Raw genomic sequence first — 26,724 nt, 5'->3', positions numbered from 1 at the left:
AATGGAGGTTCGCGGAGTGCCGAGGCCCCTGTCAACTCAGGATCGGACTCTAGCAAAACGATTAACAAGAATGGAACATCCACTTCCACCATGCGGGCGCGGCACGGCGTAGGCTGCCGCGGGTACCCCCCATCCTGAGGAGCAATCGCATGCCCGCAACACCCTTGACCGCATCCGATATCGATCGGCTGCGCAAGGAGTTCGCCACCGATCCCACCGCCAAGGTCTTGCAGAACGCCCTGACCGGGGCCGAGCTCAGGACTGTGGCGCTGGACCGCGACATCGTCTTCCGCACCGACACGTCGATGTCGAATGTGCTGGACGACTGGAAGGCCACCAACCAGCAGAAGAGCGGCCGGTGCTGGTTGTTCGCCGGGCTGAACCTGCTGCGGGTCGGCACGGCGAAGAGCTTGAACGTCAAGGACTTCGAGTTCAGCCAGAACCACATCATGTTCTTCGACAAGATGGAACGCGCCAACTACTTCATCCAGGCGGTGCTGGACACGCTCGACCGGGAGACCGACGACCGTACTGTCGCGACCCTGCTCAAGGAGTGCATGGGCGACGGTGGTCAGTGGAACATGTTCGTCGCGATCGTCCAGAAGCATGGTCTGGTGCCCAAGTCGGCGATGCCGGAGACGGTCGGTTCCTCGGCCACCTCGGAGATGAACTCCTCGCTGCGGCTGATCTTGCACACTGCGGCCCGTGACCTGCGTCGCGCCCCCGACGAGGCCGCGCGGGACGAGATCGCTGCTCGTGCGCTGAGCACGGTCTGGCGTGCGCTGTGTCTCCACCTCGGTACGCCGCCGGAGCGCTTCACCTGGCAGTGGACCGACCAGGACAAGAACTTCCACCGCGACGGCGAGCTGACCCCGGCCGAGTTCCGCGACCGCTACGTCGATATCGACCTGGAGGACTACGTCTGCCTGGTGCACGACCCGCGCCCGTCGTCGCCGTTCGGCACGACGTACACCGTCGACATGCTGGGCAACGTCGTGGACGCGCCCCCGGTGGTCTACCTCAACGTCGAGATCGAGACGATCAAGTCGATCACCGCCGAGCAGATCACCAGCGGGACCCCCGTCTGGTTCGGCTGTGACGTCGGTCAGCAGATGGACCGCAACCTGGGGATCTGGGATGCCGACCTGTTCGACCTCGAGCCGATCTACGACACCACGTTCTCGCTGACCAAGGCGGACCGGCTCGAATACCACGAGACCCTGATGACCCACGCGATGCTGTTCACCGGTGTGGACGTCGTCGACGGCGTTGCCACCAAGTGGCGGGTGGAGAACTCGTGGGGCGACAAGACCGGTGACAGTGGGTTCTACACGATGAACGATTCCTGGTTCGGTGAGCACGTGTTCGAGATCGCCGCCCCGAAGTCACTGTTGCCGCAGGAGCTGCGCGACGCGTTGGACAACGAGCCCACGGTGCTGCCCGCCTGGGACCCGATGGGTGCGCTGGCCGGGCGCTGACGTAGGCACCGGCACTCGCCTGCCTCAGGTCGGGCGGGTGCTGGTGCTTAGCCGGGCGGTTCCGAACAGGCGCCCCCAGCATCGGCGAAAGGGGCTACATTCGTTCCAGAGCCGGATGTCGGGGGGCAGGCAAGATGGCGGTTGGCGCGCGCAGGACGATCTGCGGACTGGTGGTGGTGCTGCTGGTCGTCGGCTGCACTCCGTCGTCAGATCCGGCCAGTCCACCCAGCACCCGGTCCGGCGGCGCGCTGTATGCGGAGCCGACTCCGACGCCGAAGCCGAAGGCGGTGAACGGACTGTCACAGGAGAACCGCAAACGCAGGTTCGAGTCGGGCCCGATCACGGTCAAGGTGGAGTACGCGGCCGTGCGGCCCGTCGCCGAGTGGACGTCGACCCGGCCGATCCCGGTGAAGATCGCGATGACGTCGGTGGTGAGCTCGGACCCGCAGAAGAGCGTCTATCTGACCCGGATGACTGCGGTCGTGTCGGTGACCGACGACTACGAGTCGATCGAGGTCCGCAACCCGATCGAAGACACCGCGACCATCGTCCCCGGTTTCATCGTGACGGACCCGTACACCTATGAGCACGTGCTGACGGTCCCTCCGTTGGGCAGCGGCGCGACCGAGGTGACGATCGATCTCAGCTATGAGCTGCTGATCCAGGCGGCCATCTCTGGTGACTACTCCAAGCACACGGCCACCGACACCGTCACCGTCGGCCTCCGCTGAGGTTGCGCTGCCGAAAGCCTGTACGGCCGGGCTGAGCGCGGGGTAGCATTTTCCAGTCACACCGGCATCGGTCCTGCCACCTGCGCATCGGCCCACAGATGACGGCGGGGGATCACTGTGCAGTCCTGCACGCTGGGGTTGCTGTCGGTTGGGCCACTCGGGGGAACCAAGCTTTTCGTTGACGTCCAGGAGCGCATGTGTCCCCCTCCCGGTCCTCCCTCGCTGCCCGATTTCTGGTCGGGCTGACGCTGCTCACCCTCGGATTCCTCGTCGGACCGCTCGCGGCACCAGCCGCGGCGGTCAGCAGCGGCACGTACGAGAAGGATGTCATCCGCGCCACGAACACCGAGCGCACCAAGCGCGACCTGGCCAAGGTCAAGGCCTCCAGCTGCTTGGACGGCTATGCCGAGCGGCAGGCCAAGGCGATGGCCACTCAGAAGCGGATCTATCACCAGGACCTGTCGCCGATCCTGTCGAAGTGCAAGCTGAGTGCGGTCGGGGAGAATGTCGCCTACGGCTATCCCGGTGGCAGGTCGGTCACCACGGCGTGGATGAAGTCCTCGGGACACCGCAAGAACCTGCTCAACTCGCGCTACCGCCTGATCGGCGTGGGCGCCTACCAGGACGCCAAGGGCCGTTGGTACGTCGCCCAGGTGTTGGGTCGCGCCCGCTGACGCTGACAGGTCGAGGCTGCGGGCTATCGTGTCGGCCATGACCGATGCCGCTCGCGCCGCGCAGCTCTGGATCCACACCGTCTCGACCGGCTCGTCCGAGCTGGTCTGGGAGAGCACCGAGTACTGGATCGAGGCGCCCAACTGGACGCCCGACGGCCGCTGGCTGGTGATCAACGCGGGCGGGCGGTTGTATCGGATCCCGCCCACCGGTGGCGAGCTGGAGCCGGTGCCCACCGGCGACCTGGCCGACCTCAACAACGATCACGTGATCAGCCCCGACGGTCGGACCGTGTTCGTCTCGTCCAACGACGGACATCTCTACGCCGTCGACATCGAGGGAGAGCGCGGCGCACCGCGCCGGATCACCAACGACCACGGGCCCGACTTTCGCCATTACCTGCACGGCATCTCGCCGGACGCCACGATGCTCGCCTATGTGGGGGTCGAGCCGCACCAGGGCGTTCCGGGCGCGTACCGCAACCTGTTCACGATCCCCGCCGCCGGCGGACCCGACACTCCGCTGACCGACACCGTCTTCCCTGCCGACGGCCCGGAGTACAGCCCGGACGGCGAATGGATCTGGTTCAACTCCGAGCAGGGTGGTGGGCCGGCCGGTCATGCACAGCTGTTCCGGATGCGGACCGACGGCACCGACCAGCTGCAGGTGACCTTCGACGAACGGGTCAACTGGTTCCCGCACGTGTCCCCGGATGGGCGGCTCGTGCTCTACGTCAGCTTCCCGCCCGGGACGCAGGGTCACCCGGCGGACCGGGACATCATCCTTAGGCTGCTCGACGTGGACGCCGGCAGCTCCCGCGACCTGGTCCACCTGCAGGGTGGCCAGGGCACTGTCAACGTGAACAGCTGGGCGCCGGACTCGGACCGGTTCGCCTACGTCGCCTATCCGCGGTGACGCTCAGCTGCTGGCGCCGAGGATGACCAGCAGCGGGACGATCCGCTCGCCCGGGATCTCGTGCCGGCCCCGGGTCGTGCTGCGCAGCCATCCGCCGGCCACCAGCTGCTTGAGGTGGTGGTAGATCTGTCCGGTGCTGCCCAGGTCCTCGGCTCCGGCCAGCTCCGCGGCCGTCTTCGCCTCGCCGCGGGCGATCAGCTGCAGGATCCTCAGTCGCGCCGGATGTCCGAGCGCCCCAAGGCTGGTCGCCGCCTCGGTCCAGTCCCGGTCGAGCAGCTCGGCCGCGTCGTGCGCCATCTGCCAGGCCACCGGTCCGGAACCGGGCAGCTCCACTACGCCGGTGTAGAGCACCGCGGGGGAGGGGACCCGCTCCCGCAGGCCCTGCAGAGCCCAGAAGACGTCGGCGGAATCGCCTATCACCGGGCTGGGATCTGGCGGCCGGGCTGCCGGGGCGGAGGTTGTTGCGTCGAGCTGCTGCTCGAGCCGTTCGATCCGGCGCTCCAGGGCGGTGAACGCCTCGTCGTCGTGGTCGGCCAATGGTCTGCTCTCGTCGGGGGTGAGTCCAACATTACGGAATACCGCCCTCGAACGCACGAGGGACCGGTGATGATCACCGGTCCCTCGTGGTTACGTTCGCTTCTGCTGCCGGGCCGTCCGATGGACGGCGGCGACGGTCAGGAGTTCATGTAGCCGACGTTCTCGTAGCGCAGCGAGCTCAGGCCGACGGCGCCGAAGTTGGCCAGCGAGGCCTTGGCGGCGATCAGCTCGGGACGCTGGTACAGCGGGAGCGTCATGACCTCTTCCCAGATCAGCTTGTTGGCCTGGTTGGCCAGCTCAGCACGCTTGGTCGGGTCGTTCTCCACGTCGATCTGCTCGACCAGCTTGTCAACCTCGGGCAGGGAAGCCTGCGAGAAGTTCGACTCGGCATCGGTGCCATAGATCTGCTTGATACCCGCGTACGGGTACGGCGTGCCGATCCAGGAGAAGGCGACGATCTCGAACTCGTGGTTGGTCAGCAGCGTCCCATCCTGGAACTTGGCGATCGGCACCGAGACGATGTCGAGCTTGACGCCGATCTCGCTGAGCTGCTTCTGAGCCTGCAGGGCCTCGTTCTCCGAGACCGGAACGCCGGACAGCTGGGCGAACTTGACGGTCAGCTTCTTGCCGTCCTTCTCGCGGGTGCCGTCGGCACCGACGACCCAGCCGGCCTCGTCGAGCGTGGTCTTCGCCTTCTCGACGTCATAGGTGATGCCGGTCAGCGTCGCCATGTCCTCGTAGCCCTTCTGGGTGCTCACGAAGACGTTGTTGTTGAGCGGCTGGGCGGGCCATTCCAGGCCGGCCAGGTCGGACTCGCCGATGGCGGCACGGTCCAGGCCCATCACGATGGCCTGGCGAACTGCCTTGTCCTGCAGGACACCGGCCTTCGTGTTGAAGGTGAAGTGACGGAAGTTCGGGCCGGCGGCCTTACGGATCGAGCCGTCGGTGACGGTCTGGGCCTTCGCGTACGCGTCGGGGTCCGGACCGATGTCGAACGTGTCGAGCTCACCGTTGACGTACGCCTGAGCGGTGGCGCTGACATCGATGGCGCGGTACACCATCTGGTCCAGCAGCGGCTTCTCGCCCCACCACTTGTCGTTCGGCACCAAGGTGACGGTCTTCTGGGTCTTGTCGTAGCCATTGTCGGCCAGCTTGAACGGACCGGTGAACCAGTCGTTCTTCAGGTCGGTCCAGCCCTTGTTGAAGGTGTCAGGATCGGCGACGCTCTCCGCCTTGAGCGTGCTGGACAGCACCTGGGTGTAGTCCGGGTAGGCGCCCTTGAAGGTCACCACAACCTCGAACTTGTCAGCGCCGGCCTTGATGTCGGTGATCGAGTCCCAGCCCTGGGTGCTGGCGCACTCGAACTTCTTGTCGGCGCCGTTGCAGGCCTTCCAGCTGGCGGTCCAGTCGTCGACGTCAACCGGCGAACCATCGCCCCAGACGGCCTTCGGGTTGAGCTTCATCGTGACGACCAGCGGCGTGGCGCCGTTGTCGGTGATGCTCTCCAAGAAGTTGGTGTTGGGAGTCGGCACGCCCTCGGCGCTGTAGTCGAACATGGTGACCGACATGGGGTTGCGCACGGAGGTCAGGTCGGCGTTGTTGCCGTTGACGTTCAACGGGTTCCAGTTGTTGCCGAAGTCGCTCACCGACTGGCGGAGAACACCTCCCTGCTTCAGGGAACCACGGTCTTGTGGGTTGATGTCCTGGGCACTGATGGCTGCCTGCGTCGGGGTATCGGTACCGCCGCCGCTGTCAGATCCTTCGCCGGTGTTGCACGCGCTCATGGCCAGTGCAACGGCGAGGATCGGGACGGCCAGATACTTGCGAGCCTTCACTTTCCCTCCAGATGAATGTTTCGGGTGACCTGTGGGTCACCGACATTGGTCAAAACCTTACGGCCCGATGAACGAACCGCGGAACTCATTAGGTCACATCCTGCTAACAAATCAGCAAGATTCATGACAGCGGTGGTGGTCCGGTCCACAATTTTTCGTCGACCGGCTCGCCCCTCGTACGCGGGCGGGTGCTCTGTCTCCAGCCTCAGACGACGTGCCGCTCCTCGTTGTAGTGGCAGGCCGAGCGGTGGTCGGAGCTGATCTGGAAGAGCTCCGGCATCGTCTCCAGGCACGGCTGCTGCTGGGCCTCGCTCAAGGTGACGAAGCGCTGACAACGGGTCCGGAACTTGCACCCGGACGGCGGGTTGGCCGGGCTCGGCATCTCGCCCCGCAGCAGGATCCGCTCCCGGCTGCGTTCCTTGCCCGGGTCCGGGATCGGGATGGCCGACAGCAGGGCCTGGGTGTACGGGTGGGTCGGTCGACGGAAGACCTCGCTCACCTCGCCGATCTCCACGATCTTGCCCAGGTACATCACCGCGACCCGGTCCGCGATGTGCTGCACCACGGCCAGGTCGTGGGCGACGAACAGGTACGACAGACCGAGCTTGCCCTTCAGCTCGTCCAGCAGGTTGATCACACCGGCCTGGATCGAGACGTCCAGCGCTGACACCGGCTCATCCAGCACGATCAGCTTCGGCTCCAGCGCGAGAGCTCGGGCGATGCCGATCCGCTGCCGCTGGCCACCGGAGAACTGTTGCGGGAAGCGGCTCGCGTGGGACGGCTCCAGACCGACCAGCTGCAGCAGCTCGCTGACCCGCTCCTCGATCTTGTGCTTGGGCACGTTGTGCACACCGAGCGGCTCGGCGATGATGTCGAACACCGGCATCCGCGGGTCGAGGGAGGCCATCGGGTCCTGGAAGACGACTTGGATATCGCGCCGCAGCGCCTTGCGCTCGGCGCGGCTGGTGATGTCGCGGACATCCTTGCCGAACACCACCACGTTGCCGCCGGTGGGCGCCTTCAGGTTGAGCACCTCGAGGATGGTGGTGCTCTTGCCGCAGCCGGACTCGCCGACCAGGCCCAGGGTCTCACCCTCCTTGATCTCGAGATCGATCCCGTCGACCGCGTAGACGGTGCCCACCCGGCGTCGATAGATCGCGCCCTTCATCAGCGGGTAGTGCCGCTTCATGTCCTCCAGCGACAGCACAGTCTTGCGCTCATCGCGAGGGAGCCGCTCCAGCGGCGACGTCGGGATCACCGGGAGCGGGAAGATATCGCGATAGATCAGGTTGTCGCGGGCGATGTCGTCGGAGTAGTGACAGGCCGCGGTGTGCCCGACCTGGTCGGTGGGAGCGAGCTCCGGCTCGATCGCCACGCAGGTGTCCTGCTTCATCGGGCAGCGCGCCGCGAACGGGCAGCCGGGGGGCAGGTTGACCACGGACGGCGGGTTGCCCTCGAGCGTGGCCAGCGGCTCCTTGACGTCGGCGTCCAGCCGCGGGACCGCACCCAGCAGGCCGATGGTGTAGGGCATCCGCGGCGTGTAGAAGATCTCGTCCACCGTGCCCTGCTCGACCGGGCGGCCGGCGTACATCACTGTCACGCGATCGGCCATCCCCGCGACGACCCCGAGGTCGTGGGTGATCATGATCACCGCGGCGCCGGTCTCTCGCTGCGCCTTCTTCAGCACCTCCAGCACCTGGGCCTGGATGGTCACGTCGAGCGCGGTGGTCGGCTCGTCGGCGATGATCACATCGGGGTCGTTCGCGATCGACAGCGCGATCATGGCCCGCTGCCGCATTCCGCCGGAGAACTCGTGCGGGAACGAGCGCACCCGCAGCTGTGGGCTGGGGATCCCGACCAGATCGAGCAGCTCGACGGCCCGCTTCATCGCCGCACTGGTGCTGACGTCGTGGTGGATCTGGATCGCCTCGACGATCTGGTCGCCGATCGTGTACACCGGAGTCAGCGCCGACAGCGGGTCCTGGAAGACCATGGCCAGCTCGTTGCCACGCAGCTTCGACATCTCGGCATCGCTGCGGCCGAGCAGCTCCTCACCGTGCAGCTTGATCGAGCCGGTGATTCTGGCGCTGTCCGGGTGGAGCCCCATCACGGCCAGCGACGTGACCGACTTGCCCGAGCCGGACTCCCCGACGATGGCCATCGTCTCGCCGGCGGCGAGGTCGAAGCTCAGCCCGCGGACCGCGCGCACCGGTCCTGCCTCGCTCGGGAAGCTGACGTGCAGGTCTCGCACCGACAAGACGGTGCCCGCCGTTGTGCGCCGGACCTTGCGGGACGGTGTCAGGTCAACACTCATGCGGCCTTGCCTCCAGACTGGGAGTTCGGATCCAGGGCGTCACGCAGGCCGTCGCCGATCGCGTTGACACTCAGCACCATGATGACCAGCACAGTCGCCGGCGCGAGGAAGATCCAGGGGAACGTGATGGCCATCCGCTGACCTTCAGCGATCAGGGTGCCCAGCGACGTGTCGGGTGCCTGCACGCCGAAGCCGAAGAAGGCCAAGGTCGTCTCGGCCAGGACCGCGCCGCCGATGCCGAGGGTGGCGTCGATGATGAGCAGCGACGAGATGTTCGGCAGGATGTGTCGGACGATGATCTTGGGTGCGGACAGCCCCATGAACCGGGCGGCGAGGACGTACTCCCGCTCCTTCACCGACATGGTGAGGCTGCGTACCACCCGGGCCGACAGCACCCAGCTGAACGCGGCCAGCAGCACCACCAGCAGCAGCCACGAGTTGCCGCCCTTCGGGCCACCGGTGACCACGATCGCGATCAGGAAGGTGGACGGGATCACCAGCAGCAGGTCCACCAGCCACAGCGAGACCCGCTCGAACCAGCCACCGAAATAGGCGGCGAACGAGCCGACGAGCGCCGCGATGGTGGTCGAGATCAGCGCCACCAGCAGGCCGATCAGCAGCGACTTGCGCAGGCCCGTCATGGTCAGCGCCAGCACGTCGCGCCCGCTCTGGGTGGTGCCGAACCAGTGCTGCTCGCTCGGCGGCTTGAGGTAGGCCCGGCGGTCGACATCGGTGAAGCTCCACGGCGACACGAACGGACCGACGACGGCCAGCAGGACGAGGAAGAGATAGACGATGACGCCGGCGATGGCGAGCTTGTTGCGCAGGAACCGGCGCAGCACCAGCTGGCGACGAGAGAGGCGCCGCTCGGTGGGCTTGGGACCGCGGCCGGTGGCGTGCTCGATCTCCTCGATCTGTTCGCTGCCGGGCTCGATCGCTACCTTGTTGACGATCTGGTCGGACATGGCCGCCCCTTCAGCTGAGCCGCACGCGCGGGTCGAGGATGGCCACCATCAGGTCGGCGAGCACCGCACCGGTGAGGGTACAGACACCGGCGAACGCGGTCACCGCGACGGTGCCGTTGATGTTCTGCTGCTGGATGGCCTGGATTCCGTAGATGCCGAGCCCGTGGAAGGTGAAGATCTGCTCGGTGATGGTGGCGCCGACGAAGAGGGTGGCGACGCTGAACGCGAAGTAGGTGCCGGTGGGGATCAGCGCCGTCCGCAGCGCGTGCTTCATCACGGCACGCTGACGACGCAGTCCCTTGGCCCGGGCGGTGCGGACGTAGTCCGCGCCCAGGCTGTCCAGCATCAGGTTCCGCTGGATGCGGCTGAAGCTCGCCACGTTCACCAGGGTCAGCGCGATCGTCGGCAGCAGCAGGTGCTGTGCCCGGTCGACCAGCCCGGCCAGCGGGTAGTCGCCGGTTTCGCCGGTCTCGCCGACGAACTCGAACAGCCGCACCCCGGTGCTCTGGTTGAACTTGGTGGCCAGCACGGTGAGGATGGTCGCGATCACCAGCATGGGGGTGGCCAGCACCAGCAGCGACAGGAACGTCGAGACCCGGTCGGACACCTTGTACTGCCGGGTGGCGGTCCAGGCGCCGAGGGTGACGCCGAGGCCCATGCCGAGCAGCGATCCGGCGGTGACGAGCCGGAGGCTCACCCACATCCGCCGGGAGATCTCCTCGTTGACGCTCCCACCGTCGACGGTGTAGCCCCAGTTCCCCTGCAGCACGCCGGTGAACCAGGTCCACCACCGCTCCATCAGCGGCACCCGGTCGCTGAGGTTGTACGCCAGCAGCGTGTTCTCGATCGACACCGGGTCCAGCGGCGGGTTGCGAACCTCGAACAGCCCGCGTGGGTTGAGCTGGGTGGCCGCGAGGAAGTAGGTGAGCGTCACGGCGACGAACAGCAGGATCACGTAGTTCAGCAGCCGGCGCAGCATGTACTTACCCATACGAGCGTGGTTCCTTCCTCGAGTCGAGGCACCAACCGTTGGTGTGTACAACGGCGGTACTGCGTGACTCTAACTCTCAATTCGCACAATCCACATACTCGGCGCGTGGGTTGTCACCCGCTCGCAACATCCGCGGGCACCGCGAGGGGCCGTCGAGGGGCTCAGATCCAGGTCTTGAACCACATCCGCGACAGCCATTGCGGGTAGGGCAACAGCTGGTCGGTGAGGATGGGGTAGAGGTACGCGAAGTTGGCGCCGACCAGCGCGACGAAGGCGCCGGCACCGACCGCGGTGACCATCCGTCGGCGCCCTCGGGCAGGCCCGAGCAGCCTGCCGATCGCCAACGCCACGGCCATCACCGAGAACGGTACGACGGCGATCGCGTAGAAGAAGAAGAGCGGCCGATCGGTGTAGGCGAACCACGGCAGCCAGGCCGCGAGGACGCCAACCACGGGGATGCCGAAGCGCCAGTCCCGACCGCCGACCCACCAGATCAGGGCTGCCACCAAGGCGATGACGGCGACCCACCACAGCGCCGGGGTGCCGATGCCGCTGATCACCCGCAGGCAGTTGTCGGGTCCGGGGCAGCCGTCGGTGCCGGGCTTGATGTCGTTGACCGCGTCGATGCCGATCGGCCTGGCCAGGATCAGCCAGCCGGCGGGTTTTGCGTCGTAGGAGTGGGTGGCGTTGGCGATGAAGTCGCCGTTGTGGAAGTCCCAGATGTCCCGGTTGTACTTGAGCAGTGAGGCCAGGTCCGGACCGAGCAGCTTCACCGAGGTCGCCTCCGGGTGCTGGGCGCCCCAGCTCCGGTCCCACCCGCCGGAGGTGGACAGCCAGCTCGCCCAGCTGGCGACATAGACCAGGACGGTCACGACGACCAGCGACACGAACGCCGGGACTCCGTCGCGGAGCACCGCCCAGCCCGACCGCCAGCCGGCGCCGGCCAGTCGGCGGGCGCCGACGTCCCAGGCCAGCGACAACAGTGCGAAGGCGGCCAGCAGATAGAGGGCGTTCCACTTGGTGCCGACGGCCAGCCCGAAGCACAGCCCTGCCGCCAGACGCCAGGGGCGTACGACCAGGGCCGGGCCGAACCGTCCGCCCAGGTCGGACAGCCCTCGACGCTCGAGGTGGTCGGCGAGTCGGGAGCGGAACCAGTCCCGGTCGGCGGCCAGACAGGCGACCGCGCTGACCACGAAGAAGGCGAGGAAGATGTCGAGCAGCGCGGTCCGCGACATGACGAAGGCCAGCCCGTCGAAGGTCAGCAGGATCCCGGCCAGGCCACCGATGAGGGTCGACCGCGACACCCGCCGCACCAGTCGGATGGTGACCAGCACCAGCAGGCTGCCGAAGACCAGCGAAGCGAAGCGCCAGCCGAAGGCGTTCATTCCGAACAGATGCTCGCCCGCGGCGATCAGCCACTTGCCGACCTGCGGGTGGACGATGAACGAGGCGCCGGACTCCATCACGTCAGGGGTTCCGGCCGCGATCGACTCGTCGGCGGACTTGGGCCAGTTGCGCTCATAGCCGAAGCGGAGCAGCGAGTACGCGTCCTTGGCGTAGTAGGTCTCGTCGAACACCAGCTTGTTGGGATAGCCCAGGTTGACCAGCCGGATCACGAAGGCGATCGCCGTAATGGTCACGGTGACCAGCCAGGACCCGAGCCGGTCGCTCGGCATCGGGACGCGGAGCCGTTGCACGGTGGTCAGGCTGGGTGCCGCCGGCGCCGGCATCGGGTGCGCGCGGGTCTCCTCGGTGTCCCGGGGTGGGACGGACGAGAAGTGGCGGGGAGGTGCGTCGACCTCGAGTACCTCGCGAGTCACCCGCCCATAGTAGGTGGGCAGGTGTGTCGCATCTGTCAGGCTGAGCGGATGACACCAGAGCCTGGCGCAGGGACCGTGGTGCTGGCCGGCACCCCGATCGGGGACAGCGACGACGCCTCACCGCGGTTGCTCGCGCTGCTGCGGTCGGCCGACGTGATCGCAGCCGAGGACACCCGGCGACTGCGCCGGCTGCTGGACCGGCTGGGGCTGCAGACCAACGCCCGGGTGCTCTCCTACTTCGAGGGCAACGAGGCGGGGCGTACCCCTGAGCTGCTGGAGCTGCTCGCCGCCGGGCAGACGGTCGCCGTGGTGACCGACGCGGGCATGCCCTCGGTCTCCGACCCCGGCTATCGGCTGGTGGTGGCCGCCGTTGAGGCGGGCATCCGGGTGACCGCGGTCCCGGGGCCATCGGCGGTGCTGACTGCGCTGGCGGTCTCCGGGCTGGCGGTGGACCGGTTCTGCTTCGAGGGCTTCCTGCCCCGGAAAGCGGGCGAACGGCGGCGTCGGCTGACCGACCTGGCCACCGAGGAGCGCACCATGGTGTTCTTCGAGGCGCCGCACCGGACCGCCGAGACGCTCACCGCCATGGCCGAGGTGCTGGGGGCCGACCGTCGGGCGGCCGTGTGCCGGGAGCTGACCAAGACCTACGAGGAGATTCGCCGCGGTCCGCTGTCCGAGCTGGCCGACTGGGCGGCCGAGGGCGTTCGCGGCGAGGTCACGCTCGTCGTCGCCGGCCTGGTGCGAACCGCCGGCGACGTGTCGAGCGCGGTGGCGCAGGTGCAGCAGCTGGTGGCGGCCGGAGCTCGACTGAAGCCGGCGGTGGCACAGGTCGCCGACGAGCAGCAGATCAGCAAGAACGTGCTCTACGAGGCGGCCCTCGCCGCCCGCGCCGCTCCCGGGTCGCCGGATTAGGGTGAGCCCGAGCGAAGGGATGAGGATGGCGCACGAGCGGAGCGAACAGCGTGGCCGCACCAGGGGAGCGAACAGGATGACCGCGTGAGCGGAGCGAACAGCGAACCACGACCCCCAGACCTTCGGGAGCGGCGGGCGGCGACGACCGAGCAGGGGCAGACGCGCAACCTCGACCGGCCGGCGACCCCCGAGCCGCTGCCGGTGCCGGTCGTCGACAGCCACTGCCATCTCGACGTGGACGACGGCACCCATCGGCTCTCCCCGGACGACGCGATCGCGCTGGCCCGTTCGGTCGGGGTCGACCGGATCGTCCAGGTCGGCTGCGACGTAGCCGGCTCGCAGTGGGCGGTGGCCGCCGCACGGCGATGGCCCGAAGTGGTGGCGGCGGTGGCGATCCACCCCAACGACGCGGCCAGGCTGGGCGCAGGGCTGCCCGCCGCATTGGCCGCGATCGAGGAGCTGGTGGGCGAGCCGGAGGTCCGTGCCGTGGGCGAGACCGGCCTGGACCACTTCCGTACGCCCGACGCCGACGGTCGCCGGATCCAGCGCGAGTCGTTCGCCGCGCACATCGGCTGGGCCAAGGCCTACGACAAGACCCTCGTGATCCACGACCGCGACGCGCACGATGCCGTGCTGGACGTCCTCGACGCCGAAGGGCCACCGGAGCGGCTGGTGATGCACTGCTTCTCCGGCGACGCCGACTTCGCGCGCCGGTGCCTGGACCGCGGGGCGTACTTGTCCTTCGCCGGCACCGTGACGTTCAAGAACGCCGCTGCCCTGCGGGAGGCGCTCGCCGCGACGCCGCTCGACCGGGTGCTGACCGAGACTGATGCGCCGTATCTGACCCCGACGCCGTACCGGGGCCGGCCGAACGCGTCATACCTGGTGCCGCACACGGTGCGGGCGATGGCCGCCGTGCTCGATGTCGACCTTCCGCGGCTGTGCCGGGCGTTGTCCGACAATGCCGATGCCGCGTTCGGGGGTCCGTGGGGATGACCCGATGGAGCTGAGCGAAGCACTCCGCCGACGGCGGATGGTGCGCCGCTACGCCGACCGGCCAGTGACCGAGGAGCTGCTCGACCGGGTGGTGGACGCCGCACTGCGGGCGCCATCCGCCGGGTTCACCCAGGGCGTCTCGCTCCTCGTGCTGACCGGCGAGTCAGTGCTGCGCTACTGGCAGGTCACTGCGGCCGGAGCCCCGGCCGGCCGCTGGCTGGACGGCATGCGGACGGCGCCAGTGCTGGTGGTGGTCTGGACGAGCGAGCGCGCGTACCTGGATCGTTATGCGGAGCCCGACAAGGGCTGGACCGACCGGGATGCCCGTCGTTGGTCGGCCCCGTACTGGTACGTCGACGCCGGCATGGCGGCGGAGAACGCCCTGCTGACCGCGACCGACGTCGGGCTGGGCGCGTGCTTCTTCGGGGTGCCCCCGGGGACGGTTCCTGCGCTCAGAGCGGCGTTCGGCGTACCTGCTGAACAGCACTGCGTCGGGGTGATCAGCCTGGGCCATCCGGCCGAGCCGCCCCAGAGGTCCGGCTCGCCGGCGCGGCGCCCACGCCGACGGCCCGAGAGTCTGGTGCACCGCGGCGCCTGGTCGGGCTCCGCGGACTGAGGTACCGGCGAGTCCCAACAACCCCATCTATCACAGGTGTCCCGACCTGCCGCGATAATTTGGTGGGGCCCGACCGCGACGTTATGCTTCCGTGACCGAAGAGGTGCCCTGGGTGCCCCCGAAGCAACTGCCAGGCCCCTCGGGGCCGTCTTGGAGAACTGTGCGGAAGATCATCCCTGTTGTGGTCGCTGGAGTGGCCACCCTCGCCGTCGCCGGCGGAACGTTCGGCTACGTCACCTTGGACAAGGACGTCACCTTGTCGGTGGACGGAGCCAGTACCGAGATCTCAACCATGTCCGGCACTGTCGGTGAGGTGCTGGCCGACAAGGGCATCACCGTGGGCGAGCGCGACGTGGTCGCCCCCGCGTTGGACGCCAAGGTGACCGACGGGACCCTGATCGCCGTCCAGTACGGCCGCCAGGTCAACGTCAAGGTGGACGGCAAGCCGCAGTCCTTCTGGACCACCTCGACCAACGTCGGCGCCGCGCTGAGCGACCTCGGCATCGACACCGCCGGTGCGGACATCTCGACCAGCCGCAGCTCGACCATCGGTCGGCAGGGCCTGAGCGTCGACGTGGCGACGGAGAAGTCGGTCACCATCGACAACGCCGGCAAGAAGCGGACCATCAAGACCACCGGGCTGACCGTGGCGCAGGCGCTCGCCGCCGCGAAGATCAAGGTCGACGGGGACGACAAGCTCAGTGTCAAGCCGTCCGCCCCGCTCACCGACCAGACGTCGTTCACCTACACCAAGGTCGACGTCAAGACGATCACCAAGAAGCAGAAGGTCGCCTACGAGACCGTCCGCCGGGAGAGCAAGAACCTGCTCCAGGGCCGGACCAAGGTCGACACCGTGGGCAAGAACGGCGTCCGGACGATCACCTACCGCGAGGTCAGCCACAACGGCAAGGTGAAGTCGACCGAGAAGACCTCCGCCAAGATCACTACCCAGCCGCGGGCCGAGGTCATCCTGGTCGGCACGAAGAAGCCGGTCGTGGTCAAGCCCAAGGCGGTCAAGAAGTCGTCGAACAACTCGAGCTCGGACAGCTCCTCGTCGAACAGCTCCTCGAACAAGTCGTCCAACAACTCGTCGAACTCGTCGAAGAGCCCCAGCGTCGCCTCCGGCAGTGTCTGGGACCAGCTGGCCAAGTGCGAGGCCGGCGGCAACTGGTCGATCAACACCGGGAACGGCTTCTACGGCGGCCTCCAGTTCACCCTGAGCACCTGGCGTGCCCACGGCGGAACTGGGATGCCGCACCAGGCCAGCCGCGAGACGCAGATCGCCGTGGCCAAGAAGGTCCAGGCCAATCAGGGCTGGGGCGCCTGGCCGGCCTGCAGCTCGAAGCTGGGTCTTCGCTGACCACAGACGCGCCATCCTCCGACGGCCTGCTGGACCCCACTGCGGTGCGGGCCCTGGCAGGCCGTCTGGGTCTGCGCCCCACCAAGCAGCGAGGCCAGAACTTCGTCACCGACGCCAACACCGTCCGGCGGATCGTGGCCTCGGCCGCGATCGCGCCGGACGACGTGGTGCTCGAGGTCGGCCCCGGCCTCGGATCGCTGACCCTCGGCCTGCTCGAGGCCGCCCAGCACGTGCTGGCGGTTGAGATCGACGAGCTGCTGGCGGACGCGCTGATGGACACGGTGACCGACCGGATGCCGGCCCGCGCTTCGGCGTTGACGGTGCTCACCGCGGACGCGTTGCGGATCACCTCGTTGCCGCTGCCGCCCACCGTGGTGGTGGCGAACCTGCCCTACAACGTGTCGGTCCCGGTGCTGCTGCACCTGCTCGCCACCTTCGACAGCTGGCAGCGCGGTCTGGTGATGGTGCAGGCCGAGGTCGCCGACCGGCTGGTGGCGCGGCCGGGCTCGAAGACGTACGGCGTGCCGTCGGTGAAGATGGCCTGGTATGCCGAGACCGCGCGCACCGGCACGGTCGGGCCACGGGTCTTCTGGCCGGTCCCCAATGTGGACTCGGGGCTGGTCTCCATCCGCCGCAGACCGGCGCCCGTCACCACCGCCAGCCGGCAGCAGGTGTTCGCCGTGGTGGACGCGGCGTTCGCCCAGCGGCGCAAGATGCTGCGCGCCGCGCTAGCGGGCCTGGTCGGCTCGTCCGCCGCAGCCAGCGCCGCGCTGGAGGCGGCCGGAGTCGACCCGCAGGCTCGCGGCGAGGTGCTGGAGGTGGACGCGTTCGCCCGGATCGCCGAGCAGATCTTCGGGGACTCCGGCGTCCAGCCCGTCAGGGGCGGATGAACACTGCGCAGCCGAGGCAATAGCCTCATCAGGTGGCCTCCTCTCTTCCGCCCGAGCCGATTGGTGTCCGTGTCCGGGTGCCGGCGAAGATCAATCTCGCCCTGAAGGTCGGTGCACCCCGCGCGGACGGCTTCCATCCGCTGGCGACCGTCTATCAGGCGGTCTCGCTCTGCGACGACCTGGTGGCCGAGTGGGATGAGCCCGGGCACTTCGACGTCACCGTCAGCGGCGAGGGCGCCGACCTGGTGCCCCTGGACGAGACCAACCTGGCGGTCCGCGCTGCGCGGCTGCTGGCCGCGACGTACGCTCCGAACGACGAGGTCGGGGTGTCGCTGTCGATCCGCAAGGCGATCCCGGTGGCCGGTGGACTGGCCGGTGGTTCATCCAACGGCGCCGCCGCGCTGTTGGCCTGCGCCCGGTTGTGGCAGGTCGACGTCGAGACCGATGCCCTGATCGAGCTCGCCGGCGAGCTCGGCAGCGATGTGCCGTTCGCGCTGCTCGGCGGCACCGCCCTCGGCTCCGGCCGGGGTGAGCAGCTGGTCCCGGCGCTGGCGCGTGGCAGCTATCACTGGGTGTTGGGCTTCGGTCATTCGGGGCTGTCCACCCCCGCCGTCTACCGGCGCTTCGACCAGCTGCAGCCCGAGGCCCCGGCCGAGGAGCTCGAGGTGCCCGATGACCTGATGAACGCTCTCCGCAGCGGCGATGCCGTCGCGCTCGGTCGGTCCCTGACCAACGACCTGCAGCCGGCCGCTCTCGATCTGCAGCCCCGACTGCGGCAGACCCTTGACGCCGGGCTGGAGTACGGCGCCCTGGGCGCCATCGTGTCCGGCTCCGGCCCCACCTGCGCCTTCCTGGCCGCCGACGAGTCGGCCGCGGTCGACATCAGCGTCGCGCTGAGCTCGGATGGACTGTGCCGCTCGGTCCGCCGGGTCACCGGGCCGGTGCCCGGTGCCCGGGTGGTGGGCTGAGCCGAATCGGCCGAGCTCGGCCGATTCGCGCCGGCAGGGGACCGGCGGCTCCGCCCCGATCACCTCAGCCGGGTTGGAAGCCCTCGATCGGGCCCAGAGCCGGCGTCGCCACGATCTCGACGCTGTCGCCACAGCTGTTCCCGAGCTCCAGCACCACCAGCTCGTTGCTGCCGTCGCGCCACAGCGGGGCGGGAGCGTACAGGGTCTGTTGCGGGCCCACCGAGTTCCAGTAGCGGCCGAGGTTGAAGCCGTTGAGGAAGACGTACCCGTGATGGAAGCCCGGCGTGGCCACGAACGCGTCCAGCGGCTCCGCGGTCACCTCCGCCCGGCAGAACCGGCCACCCGGCAGATCACGGGCCGGGCCGCTGAAGTCCAGCTCGGGCAGCTCGGTCAGGTCGAGCGCGCTGTGCTCCCAGTTGAGCTGGTGCTGGAACTCCAGCCGCAGCGCCCGCAGGCCCTTGCTGTCGCGCAGCAGCGGGCCGAAGTTGACCCGCCCGAGCGAGTGGACCACCAGGTCCAGCTCGCTGGAGTCGGCGACGTCGACGCTCAGCTCGCTGCCGTACGCGGGATCGATCTGGGTCCGGCCGAGCCGCCCGGCGACCTCGCCGTCGACCAGCACGGTGGCCAGGTCGGCGAGTCCGTCGGCGTAGAGGGCGGCGCCGGCATGTGGTCCGCGCAGCGTGGTCCGATAGCGCACCACCCCGTGGTGCACACCGAGGGCCTCGAACGACTCGGGCGTCGGACTGACCTGGGCCGGGACCTGGTCGAGCACGGTGGTCAACGCGAGCGTGGCGGTCACCGGCACGACTCGCGGCTGCTGCCGAGCCGAGACCGGCGGCGGCGCCGGGAGCTCGGCGCCGCGGTGCTGGGCGATGACGTCGCGGAAGGCCCAGAACTTGGCCGTCAGCGTGCCGTCCTCGGCGATCGGGGCGTCGTAATCGTAGCTGGTGACGGTGGGCAGGTAGGTGCTGCTGCGGGGGCCGTCGGTGCCGGCGTTGGCCCCCGACCAGACGCCGAAGCTGGTGCCGCCGTGGGCCATGTAGAAGTTGACTGACCGGCCGGCGGCCAGCATGCCGGCCAGCTCGTTTGCCGCCTCGGCGGCGTCGCGGACGTGGTGCGGGGTTCCCCAGTGGTCGAACCAGCCGTTCCAGAACTCCATGCACATGCCGGGATCGCCGGGGCGGACGGCGCTCAGCTCGGCGAAGGCGCTTTCCTGCCGGGAGCCGAAGTTGACGGTCGCCCAGGTCTGGTCCACCGTGCCGCCGCTGAGCCACAGTCGGCCGGGACCGTCGGAGGTGAACAGCAGCACGTCGATGCCCCGCTCGACCAGACCGTCGCGCAGGTGCTCCAGATAGCCGGTGTCGTTGCCGAAGCTGCCGTACTCGTTCTCCACCTGGACACCCACCACCCGACCGCCCCGGGTCGTCTGGCGCCGGGCGATGATCGGCACCAGGAGGTCGAACCACGCGTCGACGTGGTCGAGATAAGCCGGATCGCTGGTCCGGAGCGCATCGGTCGCGCGGGCGTCGGCCAGCAGCCAGGACGGCAGACCACCGAAGTCCCACTCCGCGCAGATGTAAGGTCCCGGCCGGACCAGAACGTCGAGGCCGAGCGAGGCGGCCAGGTCCAGATAGGCCCCCAGATCGCGGTCGCCGCTGAAGTCGGGGGGCGTGTCGGCGTGCGGGACGTGGAAGTTCCACGGCACGTACGTCTCCACGGTGTTGCAGCCCAGCGCGACCAGGCGCTGCAGCCGGTCGGCCCAGAGCGCGCGCGGCACCCGGAAGTAGTGCAGCGCGCCGGACACGATCTGGTGCGGCTGCCCGTCGCGGAGCAGCTGCCCCGTCCCGAGCGTCAGGGTGGGGGTGGGGGTGGTTGTCATGTGAGCTCGTTCGCCTCGTCGTAGGGGGCCAGCAGCTGGCGCAGGGCGTCGGCCAGCCGGGTCTGCTCGCCGCCGGACAGGCTGGCCAAGATGATGTGCTCGGCGGCGAGGAGGTCGGACAGCGCGGCGTCGACGGTCGCCTTGCCGGTCGAGGTCAGGGTGACCAGGACCCCGCGGCGGTCCTCGGGATGGTTCTCCCGGCTGACCAGGCCGCGGGCCGTGAGCCGGTCGACCCGGTTGGTCATGGTGCCGGAGGTGACCATGGTGGCGCGGAGCAGGGCGCCGGGGGAGAGCTGATAGGGCGCACCCGCCCGCCGCAGCGCGGCCAGCACGTCGAACTCCCATGACTCCAGGCCGTGGCTGCTGAACGCGGAGCGCCGTTCGCGGTCGAGGTGGCGGGCCAGCCGGGTGACCCGGGACAGGACCTGCATCGGGCTCACATCCAGGTCGGGGCGCTGCCGCTGCCACGCTTCGACCAGTGAGTCCACCTCGTCGCGCAGCCATGGCGCACCGGGCTCGGGGAGCTGCCGCGCGGGCACCGGGGGTTCGGCCACGCCCCGAGTCTAACGTCAAGACTCTTGATGTCGAGATGTTCTCGCCCGCTGGCGCGCCCGTGCAGGACCGCCGGCGCGGGGGATCAGTGCGGCGAGTTCTCGTCCGCGTGCGGCATGGTGTGAGCCAGGGCGATGATCCCGCCGCACAGGACGGCCGGGACCGCCATCGCGTGGTGAATCCCCAGGTGGTCGACCAGGAAACCGATAGCCGCCGGTCCCATCAGGAAGGAGGCGTAGCCGAAGGTCACCACCACCGCCAGCACCCGGCCGCCGCCGAGATGGCCGGCCGCGGCGTACACCTGGGGGGCGATCATGCCGACCCCGAAGCCGACCAGGGCCCAGCCGGCGATCAGCAGCGGCAGCGGGTTGACCAGGGTGACGGTGAGATAACCGAGAGCAGCAATGATGCCGCCGAAGCGGACCACGGCACGACGGCCGAACCTGGACACCAACCGGTCGCCGACCAGCCGGATCAGCACCATGAACCCGCTGACGGCGATCAGCCCGAGGGACCCGGTGGTGGAGTCCACCTCGGCCACCAGGGTGACGTGCAGCGAGGACCAGTCCACCGCGGTGCCTTCGGACAGGCCGAACGCCAGCGCCATCAGGCCCAGCACCCACGCCACCCGCGGGATCTTGGTGCGGACGCCGTCCACATTGTGGGAGACCACGGCCGCCTCGGGGGTGATCCGCAGCAGCACCATCCAGGCCACCACCGCCAGCGCGGCCAGCGTGAGCATCACCGGCAGCACGATCCCGGCACCGGTGATGGAGAAGACGACGGCGATCAGCAGCACCGCTCCGGCGCCGACGAAGTTGCCGACGGAGAAGAAGGCGTGGAAGAAGCTCATGATGGGCCGGCGCCGCGCCTGCTCGACCTGGACGCCGAGGGCGTTCATCGCCACGTCCATCGCCCCGTTCCCCAGCCCCACGCAGGCCGCGCCGGCCACCGCCACCGGGTAGGTCGGGGCGACGCCGATGACCACACAGGCCAGCACGATCAGCGGCAGCGTGGCCAGGGCCACCCTGCGGGCCCCGATCGCGTCGGCAAGCCGGCCGCCGACCTGCATCGACACGATCCCCGTCACGCCGGCGGTGAAGAGCATCGCCGCGATCTGCGTCGAGCTGAGGTCGAGCCGCTCACGCAGCGAGGGGATGGTGCCGCCGTAACCACCGAGCAGCATGCCGTTGACGGCGAACAGGGTGGTCACCGCGCCCGCGGCCAGGCGGCTGTCGAGCGGGCCGGCGATGGGCGGTGCGGCGGTGGTCGAGGTCATCGCAGATCTTTTCTGGATCGATTTAGTTAGAACGTAGCGACGATAGCGACCCCCGCCGGGGGTCAGCAAGTCACTTGTCGTTGTACGGCGGCGGCAGCGCGGTGCGCAGCGTTGGCTTCGCCTCGAGGTGCCGCAGCCCGTTCCAGGCCAGGTTCACCAGGTGCGCGGCCACCTCGGGCTTCGCGGGCTGCTGGGCGTCCAGCCACCATTGACCGGTCAGGGCCACCATGCCGACCAGCATCTGGGCGTACATCGGTGCTGTTCGGGGGTCAAGGCCGCGGCGCTTGAACTCCGCGCTGAGGATCCCTTCCACCCGGGAGGCGACATCGGAGAGGATGCTGGCGAAGGAGCCGCCGCTGCTGCCGACACTCGAGTCACGGGCCAGGATCCGGAACCCGTCGGTGTGGTTCTCGATGTAGTCGAGCAGAGCCAGCGCGGCCTGCTCGATCAGCTCGCGCTGGCGGCCGGAGGTCAGCGAGCCGCGGATGCCGTCCAGCAGCGTACGGACCTCGCGGTCGACCACGACGGCGTAGAGACCTTCCTTGCCGCCGAAGTGCTCGTAGACCACCGGCTTGCTCACCTGGGCCTGCGACGCGATCTCCTCGACCGAGGTGCCTTCGTAGCCGCGGTCGGCGAACACGGTCCGGGAGACGGCGATGAGCTGCTCGCGGCGCTCGGCGCTGGTCATCCGGACCCGGCCGGAATGCCGGGCCCGGGTCGGTTCACGCGAGTCCGGGTTCCGTGCGGCAGCCATGGGCCCCAGTCTGGACCTCGGCACCGACGTTGGCGAACCGGCGGCGCCGGCCGGTCCGCCCATCGGGTGCTGCGAGGGCCGACGTGCGTGGGTGGTGAGGTGCGTGGGCGGGGCACGATGCGTACGCTGGTGCCTGGCCGGTCGCCGGACCGGCCACGTCGCGGCAGAACCTGCACGGTTCTGCCGGGACCGTTGATCCCCGGTTGGTCTGCCGGCAGGGCCCGCCTGACTTTGAATCAGGATTAGCGACGTAGGTTCGACTCCTACCCGGGGAGCCGAGGCGTGTGTCCACTGCGAGGAGAGAGTCTTTGTCTGCATCCCCCGTGACCGGTTCCCCGTCCCCCACCGCCGCCCCGGCGTCAGGAGAGACCAGCGCCGCTCCGGCGTCAGGCGAGAGTGCGGTCGCAGCGGTCGTGGTGCTGGCCGCGGGTGGCGGCACCCGGATGAAGTCGGCTCGGGCCAAGGTCCTGCATGAGGTCGGCGGACGGTCGCTGGTCAGCCACGCCGTCCGGGCCGCGTCCGCGCTGCGGCCGCAGCGCCTGGTCGTGGTGGTGGGCCACCAACGCGAGCAGGTCAGCGCGCATCTGGCGGAGGTCGCCCCGTACGTCGAGACCGTCGTGCAGGCCGAGCAGCGCGGCACCGGCCATGCCGTGCAGTGTGCCCTGGCGCAGCTGGGCCCTGACCTGAGCGGCGAGGTGGTCGTCACCTACGGCGACGTGCCGATGCTCACCGGCGACACGCTCGCCGAGCTGGTGGCCACCCACCGGGGCAGTCAGAACGCGGTCACGGTGCTGACCGCCGCGGTGCCCGATCCGACGGGCTACGGCCGGGTGGTGCGCGACGCGGACGGCGCGGTGGCCAGGATCGTCGAGCACCGCGACGCGGACGAGGCGACCCGCGCCATCACCGAGATCAACTCCGGCATCTACGTCTTCGCCGCCGACATGCTGGTTCGCGGCCTGAGCGGCCTGACCGCCGACAACGAGCAGGGCGAGCTGTATCTGACCGACGTCGTGCAGATCGCCCGTGCCGAAGGCGCGAACGTCGGCGCCCACCGGACCGAGGACCTCTGGCAGACCGAGGGCGTCAACGACCGGGTGCAGCTGAGCCGGATGCACGCCGAGATGAACCGACGCATCGTCGAGCGCTGGATGCGGGCGGGAGTCACCGTGCTCGATCCGGCCACCACCTGGATCGAGGCGTCGGTCGAGCTGGCCCCCGACGTCACCTTGGCGCCGCACACCTCGCTGGAGGGTGCGACCACGGTCGGCACCGGCGCGACCATCGGGCCGGACACCACCCTGGTCGACGTCGAGGTGGGGGAGCGGGCGTCTGTGGTGCGCGCCCACGGCACACTGGCGGTGATCGGTGCGGGCGCCACCGTCGGGCCGTACGCCTACCTCCGCCCGGGCACCCGGCTGGGAGCGGACGGCAAGATCGGCACCTTCGTGGAGACCAAGAACGCCACCATCGGCGACGGGGCCAAGGTCCCGCACCTCAGCTATGCCGGTGATGTGGAGATCGGTGACGGCGCCAACATCGGGGCGGGTACCATCTTCGCGAACTACGACGGCGTCACGAAGTCCACCAGCACGGTGGGCCGCCACAGCTTCGTCGGCAGCGACTCGGTGGTGGTGGCCCCGGTCGCCATCGCCGACGGTGCCTACGTCGCAGCAGGATCGACGATCATCGGCGACGTCGGTCCTGGACAGCTCGCGGTGGCACGCGGGCAGCAGCGCAACATCAACGGTTGGGTGGCTCGCAAGCGTGCGGGCACGAAGACCTCCCAGGCGGCCGAGGCCGCCTCGGAAAAGACTGGGGCGGCGGAGGCCGCCACTGAGAAGGAGCAAGCGTGACCGGGGTCAAGAAGCCCAACGAGAAACACCTGATGCTCTTCTCCGGACGGGCTTATCCCGAGCTCGCCCAGGAGGTCGCGCAGCTGATGGACGTGGGCATCGTCCCGACCCGTGCCCTCAACTACGCCAACTCCGAGATCTACGTGCGGTTCGAGGAGTCGGTCCGCGGCTGCGACGCGTACGTCATCCAGAGCCACACCGCCCCGGTGAACGAGTGGGTGATGGAGCAGCTGATCATGGTCGACGCGCTGAAGCGCGCCTCGGCCAAGCGGATCACCGTGGTCGCACCGTTCTATCCGTACGCCCGCCAGGACAAGAAGCACGCCGGCCGGGAGCCGATCTCGGCCCGGCTGATCGCCGACCTGTTCAAGACCGCGGGCGCCGACCGGCTGATGTCGGTCGATCTGCACGCCGCCCAGATCCAGGGCTTCTTCGACGGCCCGGTCGACCACCTGTGGGCGCTGCCGGTGCTGTCGGACTACATCCAGGCCAAGTACGACACCTCCGAGATGACTGTGGTCTCACCGGACGCCGGACGGGTGCGGCTGGCGGACATGTGGACCGACCGCCTCGACTGCTCGCTGGCCATCATTCACAAGCGGCGCGACCCGAACGTGGCCAACAAGGTCGCGGTGCACGAGGTGGTGGGCGAGGTCGAGGGCCGGGTGTGTCTGCTGGTCGACGACATGATCGACACCGCGGGCACCATCTGTCAGGCGGCCGAGGCGCTGATCGCGCGCGGGGCCAAGAAGGTCATCGCCGCGGCCACCCACCCGGTGCTGTCGGGGCCGGCGATCCAACGGCTGACCGACTCCGCCTTCGAGGAGGTGATCGTCACCAACACGCTGCCGATCGCCGAGGAGCGCCGCTTCGACCGGCTGACCGTGCTGTCGATCGCACCACTGATCTCGCGGGCCATCCACGAGGTGTTCGAGGACGGCTCGGTCACCAGCCTCTTCGGTGGTCAGAGCTAGCTCAGGCCCGGGATTTCCCCGAACTGGATCGCGTGGGCTAGGGTAGTCAGGTTGCCTCGGCGAGGGTCCCGGTGGACCGTGATCGACAAGGATTGCATGGAACCGCGTCCTCCTCGCCGAGCACCATTGACCAGATGATCATGCACGTGAGTTTGAGGAGCTAGTTTCGTGGCCGAGGTAAAGCTGACCGCCGAATTGCGTACCGAGTTCGGCAAGGGCGCTGCCCGCCGTATCCGTCGCGCGCACAAGGTCCCCGCCGTTCTGTACGGACACGGGACCGACCCGATCCACATCACCCTGCCGGGCCACGAGACGCTGCTGGCGCTTCGCACCGCCAACGCGCTGCTGGCCATCGACGTCGACGGCACCTCGCAGCTGGCGCTGCCCAAGCAGGTCCAGCGTGACCCGATCAAGCACACCATCGAGCACGTCGACCTGGTGCTGGTGCGTCGGGGCGAGAAGGTGACCGTCGAGGTCGCCATCCAGATCGAGGGCCAGGCCGCCCCCGACACGCTCGTCGTGGTGGACCGCAACTCGGTGGCGCTCGAGGCCGAGGCCACCCACATCCCGACCGAGATCACCGTCTCCATCGAGGGCCTGCCGGCCGGGTCGCAGATCCTCGCCAGCGACCTCATCCTGCCGGAGGGCTCGATCCTCGGCGTGGAGGACGACGTCTTGATCGTCAACGTCACGGCGGGTCAGTCCGAGGCGGCGGCCGAGGCCGAGCTGGCAGCGGCCGAGGCTGATCTCGGCATCGAGCCGACCGTGGCCGAGAGCGACGAGGAGCCCGAAGAAGAGCCCGCCGACGACCAGTAAGTCCACCCAGTGACGATCTGGCTAGTGGTCGGGCTCGGCAACCCGGGCCCGACCTATGCCGCCCACCGGCACAACGTCGGTTATCTGGTGGTGGACGAGCTGGCCTCCCGGCTCGGCGCGTCGTTCTCCGCACCGCGGGGGATGCGCGCCGAGATCGCCGAGGGGCGACTCGGTCCGCTGGGCCCGGAATCGGTCCGCGTCTCGCTGGCGAAGTCGCGGACGTTCATGAACGAGACGGGCGCGGCCGTGGCCAAGCTGCTGGCGTACTACAAGATCACGCCGGACCACCTGGTGGCCGTCCATGACGAGCTGGACATCGACCCCGGTCAGCTGCGGGTCAAGTTCGGCGGCGGCGACAACGGGCACAACGGGCTGAAGTCGATCCGCCGCTCCATCGGCACCGGCGACTATTTCCGGGTCCGGGTCGGCGTCGGTCGTCCGCCTGGGCGGCAGGAGCCCGCCGACTTCCTGCTCAGCAACTTCCCCGCCGCCGCGCGGACCGAGCTCGCCATCGAGGTGAGCCGGGCCGCCGACGCCGTCGAGTCGTTGGTCGAGGTCGGCCTGGAGAAGACGCAGAGCGCCTTCAACTCCTGAGCCAGCTTTCGCTCCTCAGC

The 26,724-nt window shown here is 68.9% G+C and carries 24 protein-coding genes and 1 tRNA gene; 15 read left to right on the top strand and 10 right to left on the bottom strand.

Features of this window, described 5'->3' with window-relative positions; translation table 11 throughout:
- Positions 1 to 149: 149 nt before the first annotated feature.
- From AC1XX3_RS08605 to AC1XX3_RS08590, 4 genes are all read left to right on the top strand, one after another.
- The gene (locus AC1XX3_RS08605) at positions 150 to 1,478 is read left to right on the top strand and encodes a C1 family peptidase (protein WP_483320673.1); all 1,329 of its coding nucleotides are present in this window, start codon (positions 150 to 152) and stop codon (positions 1,476 to 1,478) included.
- A 134-nt stretch (positions 1,479 to 1,612) separates the two neighbouring features.
- Entirely contained in the window at positions 1,613 to 2,209 is a 597-nt protein-coding gene (locus tag AC1XX3_RS08600) for a hypothetical protein (RefSeq protein WP_483320672.1), read from the top strand.
- A gap of 197 nt (positions 2,210 to 2,406) precedes the next feature.
- Positions 2,407 to 2,883 (top strand): CAP domain-containing protein, encoded by a 477-nt coding sequence (locus tag AC1XX3_RS08595; RefSeq protein ID WP_483320671.1) that lies wholly within the window; start codon positions 2,407 to 2,409, stop codon positions 2,881 to 2,883.
- Positions 2,884 to 2,920: 37 nt separating this feature from the next.
- Positions 2,921 to 3,796, top strand: a complete 876-nt coding sequence (locus AC1XX3_RS08590; protein ID WP_483320670.1) for a TolB family protein — start codon at positions 2,921 to 2,923, stop codon at positions 3,794 to 3,796.
- 3 nt (positions 3,797 to 3,799) lie between these two features.
- Here the strand turns inward: AC1XX3_RS08590 and AC1XX3_RS08585 are convergent, their stop codons facing one another.
- From AC1XX3_RS08585 to AC1XX3_RS08560, 6 genes are all read right to left on the bottom strand, one after another.
- Positions 3,800 to 4,333, bottom strand: coding sequence for an ArsR/SmtB family transcription factor (locus AC1XX3_RS08585; RefSeq protein ID WP_483320669.1), 534 nt, complete (start codon positions 4,331 to 4,333; stop codon positions 3,800 to 3,802).
- A gap of 137 nt (positions 4,334 to 4,470) precedes the next feature.
- Positions 4,471 to 6,168 carry an ABC transporter family substrate-binding protein gene (locus tag AC1XX3_RS08580; protein WP_483320668.1) on the bottom strand — a complete coding sequence of 566 codons (1,698 nt, stop codon included), beginning with the start codon at positions 6,166 to 6,168 and terminating at the stop codon, positions 4,471 to 4,473.
- 205 nt (positions 6,169 to 6,373) lie between these two features.
- Positions 6,374 to 8,482, bottom strand: coding sequence for an ABC transporter ATP-binding protein (locus tag AC1XX3_RS08575; protein WP_483320667.1), 2,109 nt, complete (start codon positions 8,480 to 8,482; stop codon positions 6,374 to 6,376).
- Positions 8,479 to 9,447, bottom strand: coding sequence for an ABC transporter permease (locus AC1XX3_RS08570; RefSeq protein WP_483320666.1), 969 nt, complete (start codon positions 9,445 to 9,447; stop codon positions 8,479 to 8,481). The genes AC1XX3_RS08575 and AC1XX3_RS08570 overlap by 4 nt, the downstream gene beginning before the upstream one ends.
- A gap of 10 nt (positions 9,448 to 9,457) precedes the next feature.
- Positions 9,458 to 10,438, bottom strand: coding sequence for an ABC transporter permease (locus AC1XX3_RS08565; protein WP_483320665.1), 981 nt, complete (start codon positions 10,436 to 10,438; stop codon positions 9,458 to 9,460).
- A 161-nt stretch (positions 10,439 to 10,599) separates the two neighbouring features.
- Entirely contained in the window at positions 10,600 to 12,168 is a 1,569-nt protein-coding gene (locus AC1XX3_RS08560) for a dolichyl-phosphate-mannose--protein mannosyltransferase (RefSeq protein ID WP_483321170.1), read from the bottom strand.
- Positions 12,169 to 12,306: 138 nt separating this feature from the next.
- On the opposite strand from AC1XX3_RS08560, the gene rsmI reads away from it, so the two are divergent.
- The 6 genes from rsmI to AC1XX3_RS08530 all read left to right on the top strand — a co-directional run bounded on the left by rsmI (position 12,307) and on the right by AC1XX3_RS08530 (position 18,000).
- The gene (gene rsmI / locus AC1XX3_RS08555) at positions 12,307 to 13,170 is read left to right on the top strand and encodes a 16S rRNA (cytidine(1402)-2'-O)-methyltransferase (RefSeq protein WP_483320664.1); all 864 of its coding nucleotides are present in this window, start codon (positions 12,307 to 12,309) and stop codon (positions 13,168 to 13,170) included.
- 84 nt (positions 13,171 to 13,254) lie between these two features.
- The gene (locus AC1XX3_RS08550; protein ID WP_483320663.1) at positions 13,255 to 14,166 is read left to right on the top strand and encodes a TatD family hydrolase; all 912 of its coding nucleotides are present in this window, start codon (positions 13,255 to 13,257) and stop codon (positions 14,164 to 14,166) included.
- A 4-nt stretch (positions 14,167 to 14,170) separates the two neighbouring features.
- Complete coding sequence (locus AC1XX3_RS08545) at positions 14,171 to 14,782, top strand: nitroreductase family protein (RefSeq protein WP_483320662.1); 612 nt, start codon at positions 14,171 to 14,173, stop codon at positions 14,780 to 14,782.
- A 160-nt stretch (positions 14,783 to 14,942) separates the two neighbouring features.
- On the top strand, positions 14,943 to 16,142 hold the full coding sequence (locus tag AC1XX3_RS08540) for a ubiquitin-like domain-containing protein (protein ID WP_483320661.1): 1,200 nt from the start codon (positions 14,943 to 14,945) through the stop codon (positions 16,140 to 16,142).
- 44 nt (positions 16,143 to 16,186) lie between these two features.
- A complete protein-coding gene (gene rsmA, locus AC1XX3_RS08535; protein WP_483320660.1) occupies positions 16,187 to 17,032 on the top strand; it encodes a 16S rRNA (adenine(1518)-N(6)/adenine(1519)-N(6))-dimethyltransferase RsmA in 846 nt (281 codons plus the stop codon).
- A gap of 32 nt (positions 17,033 to 17,064) precedes the next feature.
- Positions 17,065 to 18,000: a 4-(cytidine 5'-diphospho)-2-C-methyl-D-erythritol kinase gene (locus tag AC1XX3_RS08530; RefSeq protein ID WP_483320659.1), complete on the top strand. Its 936-nt coding sequence runs from the start codon at positions 17,065 to 17,067 to the stop codon at positions 17,998 to 18,000.
- 64 nt (positions 18,001 to 18,064) lie between these two features.
- On the opposite strand, the gene AC1XX3_RS08525 is transcribed toward AC1XX3_RS08530, so the two are convergent.
- The 4 genes from AC1XX3_RS08525 to AC1XX3_RS08510 all read right to left on the bottom strand — a co-directional run bounded on the left by AC1XX3_RS08525 (position 18,065) and on the right by AC1XX3_RS08510 (position 22,398).
- Positions 18,065 to 19,879, bottom strand: coding sequence for a glycoside hydrolase family 35 protein (locus AC1XX3_RS08525; protein WP_483320658.1), 1,815 nt, complete (start codon positions 19,877 to 19,879; stop codon positions 18,065 to 18,067).
- Positions 19,876 to 20,433: a MarR family winged helix-turn-helix transcriptional regulator gene (locus tag AC1XX3_RS08520; RefSeq protein ID WP_483320657.1), complete on the bottom strand. Its 558-nt coding sequence runs from the start codon at positions 20,431 to 20,433 to the stop codon at positions 19,876 to 19,878. The genes AC1XX3_RS08525 and AC1XX3_RS08520 overlap by 4 nt, the downstream gene beginning before the upstream one ends.
- A gap of 83 nt (positions 20,434 to 20,516) precedes the next feature.
- A complete protein-coding gene (locus AC1XX3_RS08515) occupies positions 20,517 to 21,710 on the bottom strand; it encodes an MFS transporter (protein WP_483320656.1) in 1,194 nt (397 codons plus the stop codon).
- A gap of 70 nt (positions 21,711 to 21,780) precedes the next feature.
- Positions 21,781 to 22,398 carry a TetR/AcrR family transcriptional regulator gene (locus AC1XX3_RS08510; protein ID WP_483321169.1) on the bottom strand — a complete coding sequence of 206 codons (618 nt, stop codon included), beginning with the start codon at positions 22,396 to 22,398 and terminating at the stop codon, positions 21,781 to 21,783.
- Between the two features lie 262 nt (positions 22,399 to 22,660).
- Between AC1XX3_RS08510 and AC1XX3_RS08505 the strand changes: the two genes are divergently transcribed.
- From AC1XX3_RS08505 to pth, 5 genes are all read left to right on the top strand, one after another.
- Positions 22,661 to 22,739: transfer RNA gene (locus AC1XX3_RS08505), tRNA-Gln, on the top strand.
- Positions 22,740 to 22,787: 48 nt separating this feature from the next.
- The gene (glmU, locus tag AC1XX3_RS08500) at positions 22,788 to 24,320 is read left to right on the top strand and encodes a bifunctional UDP-N-acetylglucosamine diphosphorylase/glucosamine-1-phosphate N-acetyltransferase GlmU (RefSeq protein WP_483321168.1); all 1,533 of its coding nucleotides are present in this window, start codon (positions 22,788 to 22,790) and stop codon (positions 24,318 to 24,320) included.
- Between the two features lie 32 nt (positions 24,321 to 24,352).
- Positions 24,353 to 25,294, top strand: coding sequence for a ribose-phosphate diphosphokinase (locus AC1XX3_RS08495; RefSeq protein ID WP_483321167.1), 942 nt, complete (start codon positions 24,353 to 24,355; stop codon positions 25,292 to 25,294).
- Between the two features lie 168 nt (positions 25,295 to 25,462).
- Complete coding sequence (locus AC1XX3_RS08490; protein ID WP_483320655.1) at positions 25,463 to 26,110, top strand: 50S ribosomal protein L25/general stress protein Ctc; 648 nt, start codon at positions 25,463 to 25,465, stop codon at positions 26,108 to 26,110.
- A gap of 9 nt (positions 26,111 to 26,119) precedes the next feature.
- Positions 26,120 to 26,704, top strand: a complete 585-nt coding sequence (gene pth / locus AC1XX3_RS08485) for an aminoacyl-tRNA hydrolase (RefSeq protein ID WP_483320654.1) — start codon at positions 26,120 to 26,122, stop codon at positions 26,702 to 26,704.
- The last annotated feature ends 20 nt before the right edge of the window (positions 26,705 to 26,724 follow it).

The sequence above is a fragment of the Microlunatus sp. M237 genome (assembly GCF_056896895.1).
This window is presented reverse-complemented; position numbering and strand designations above follow the sequence as displayed.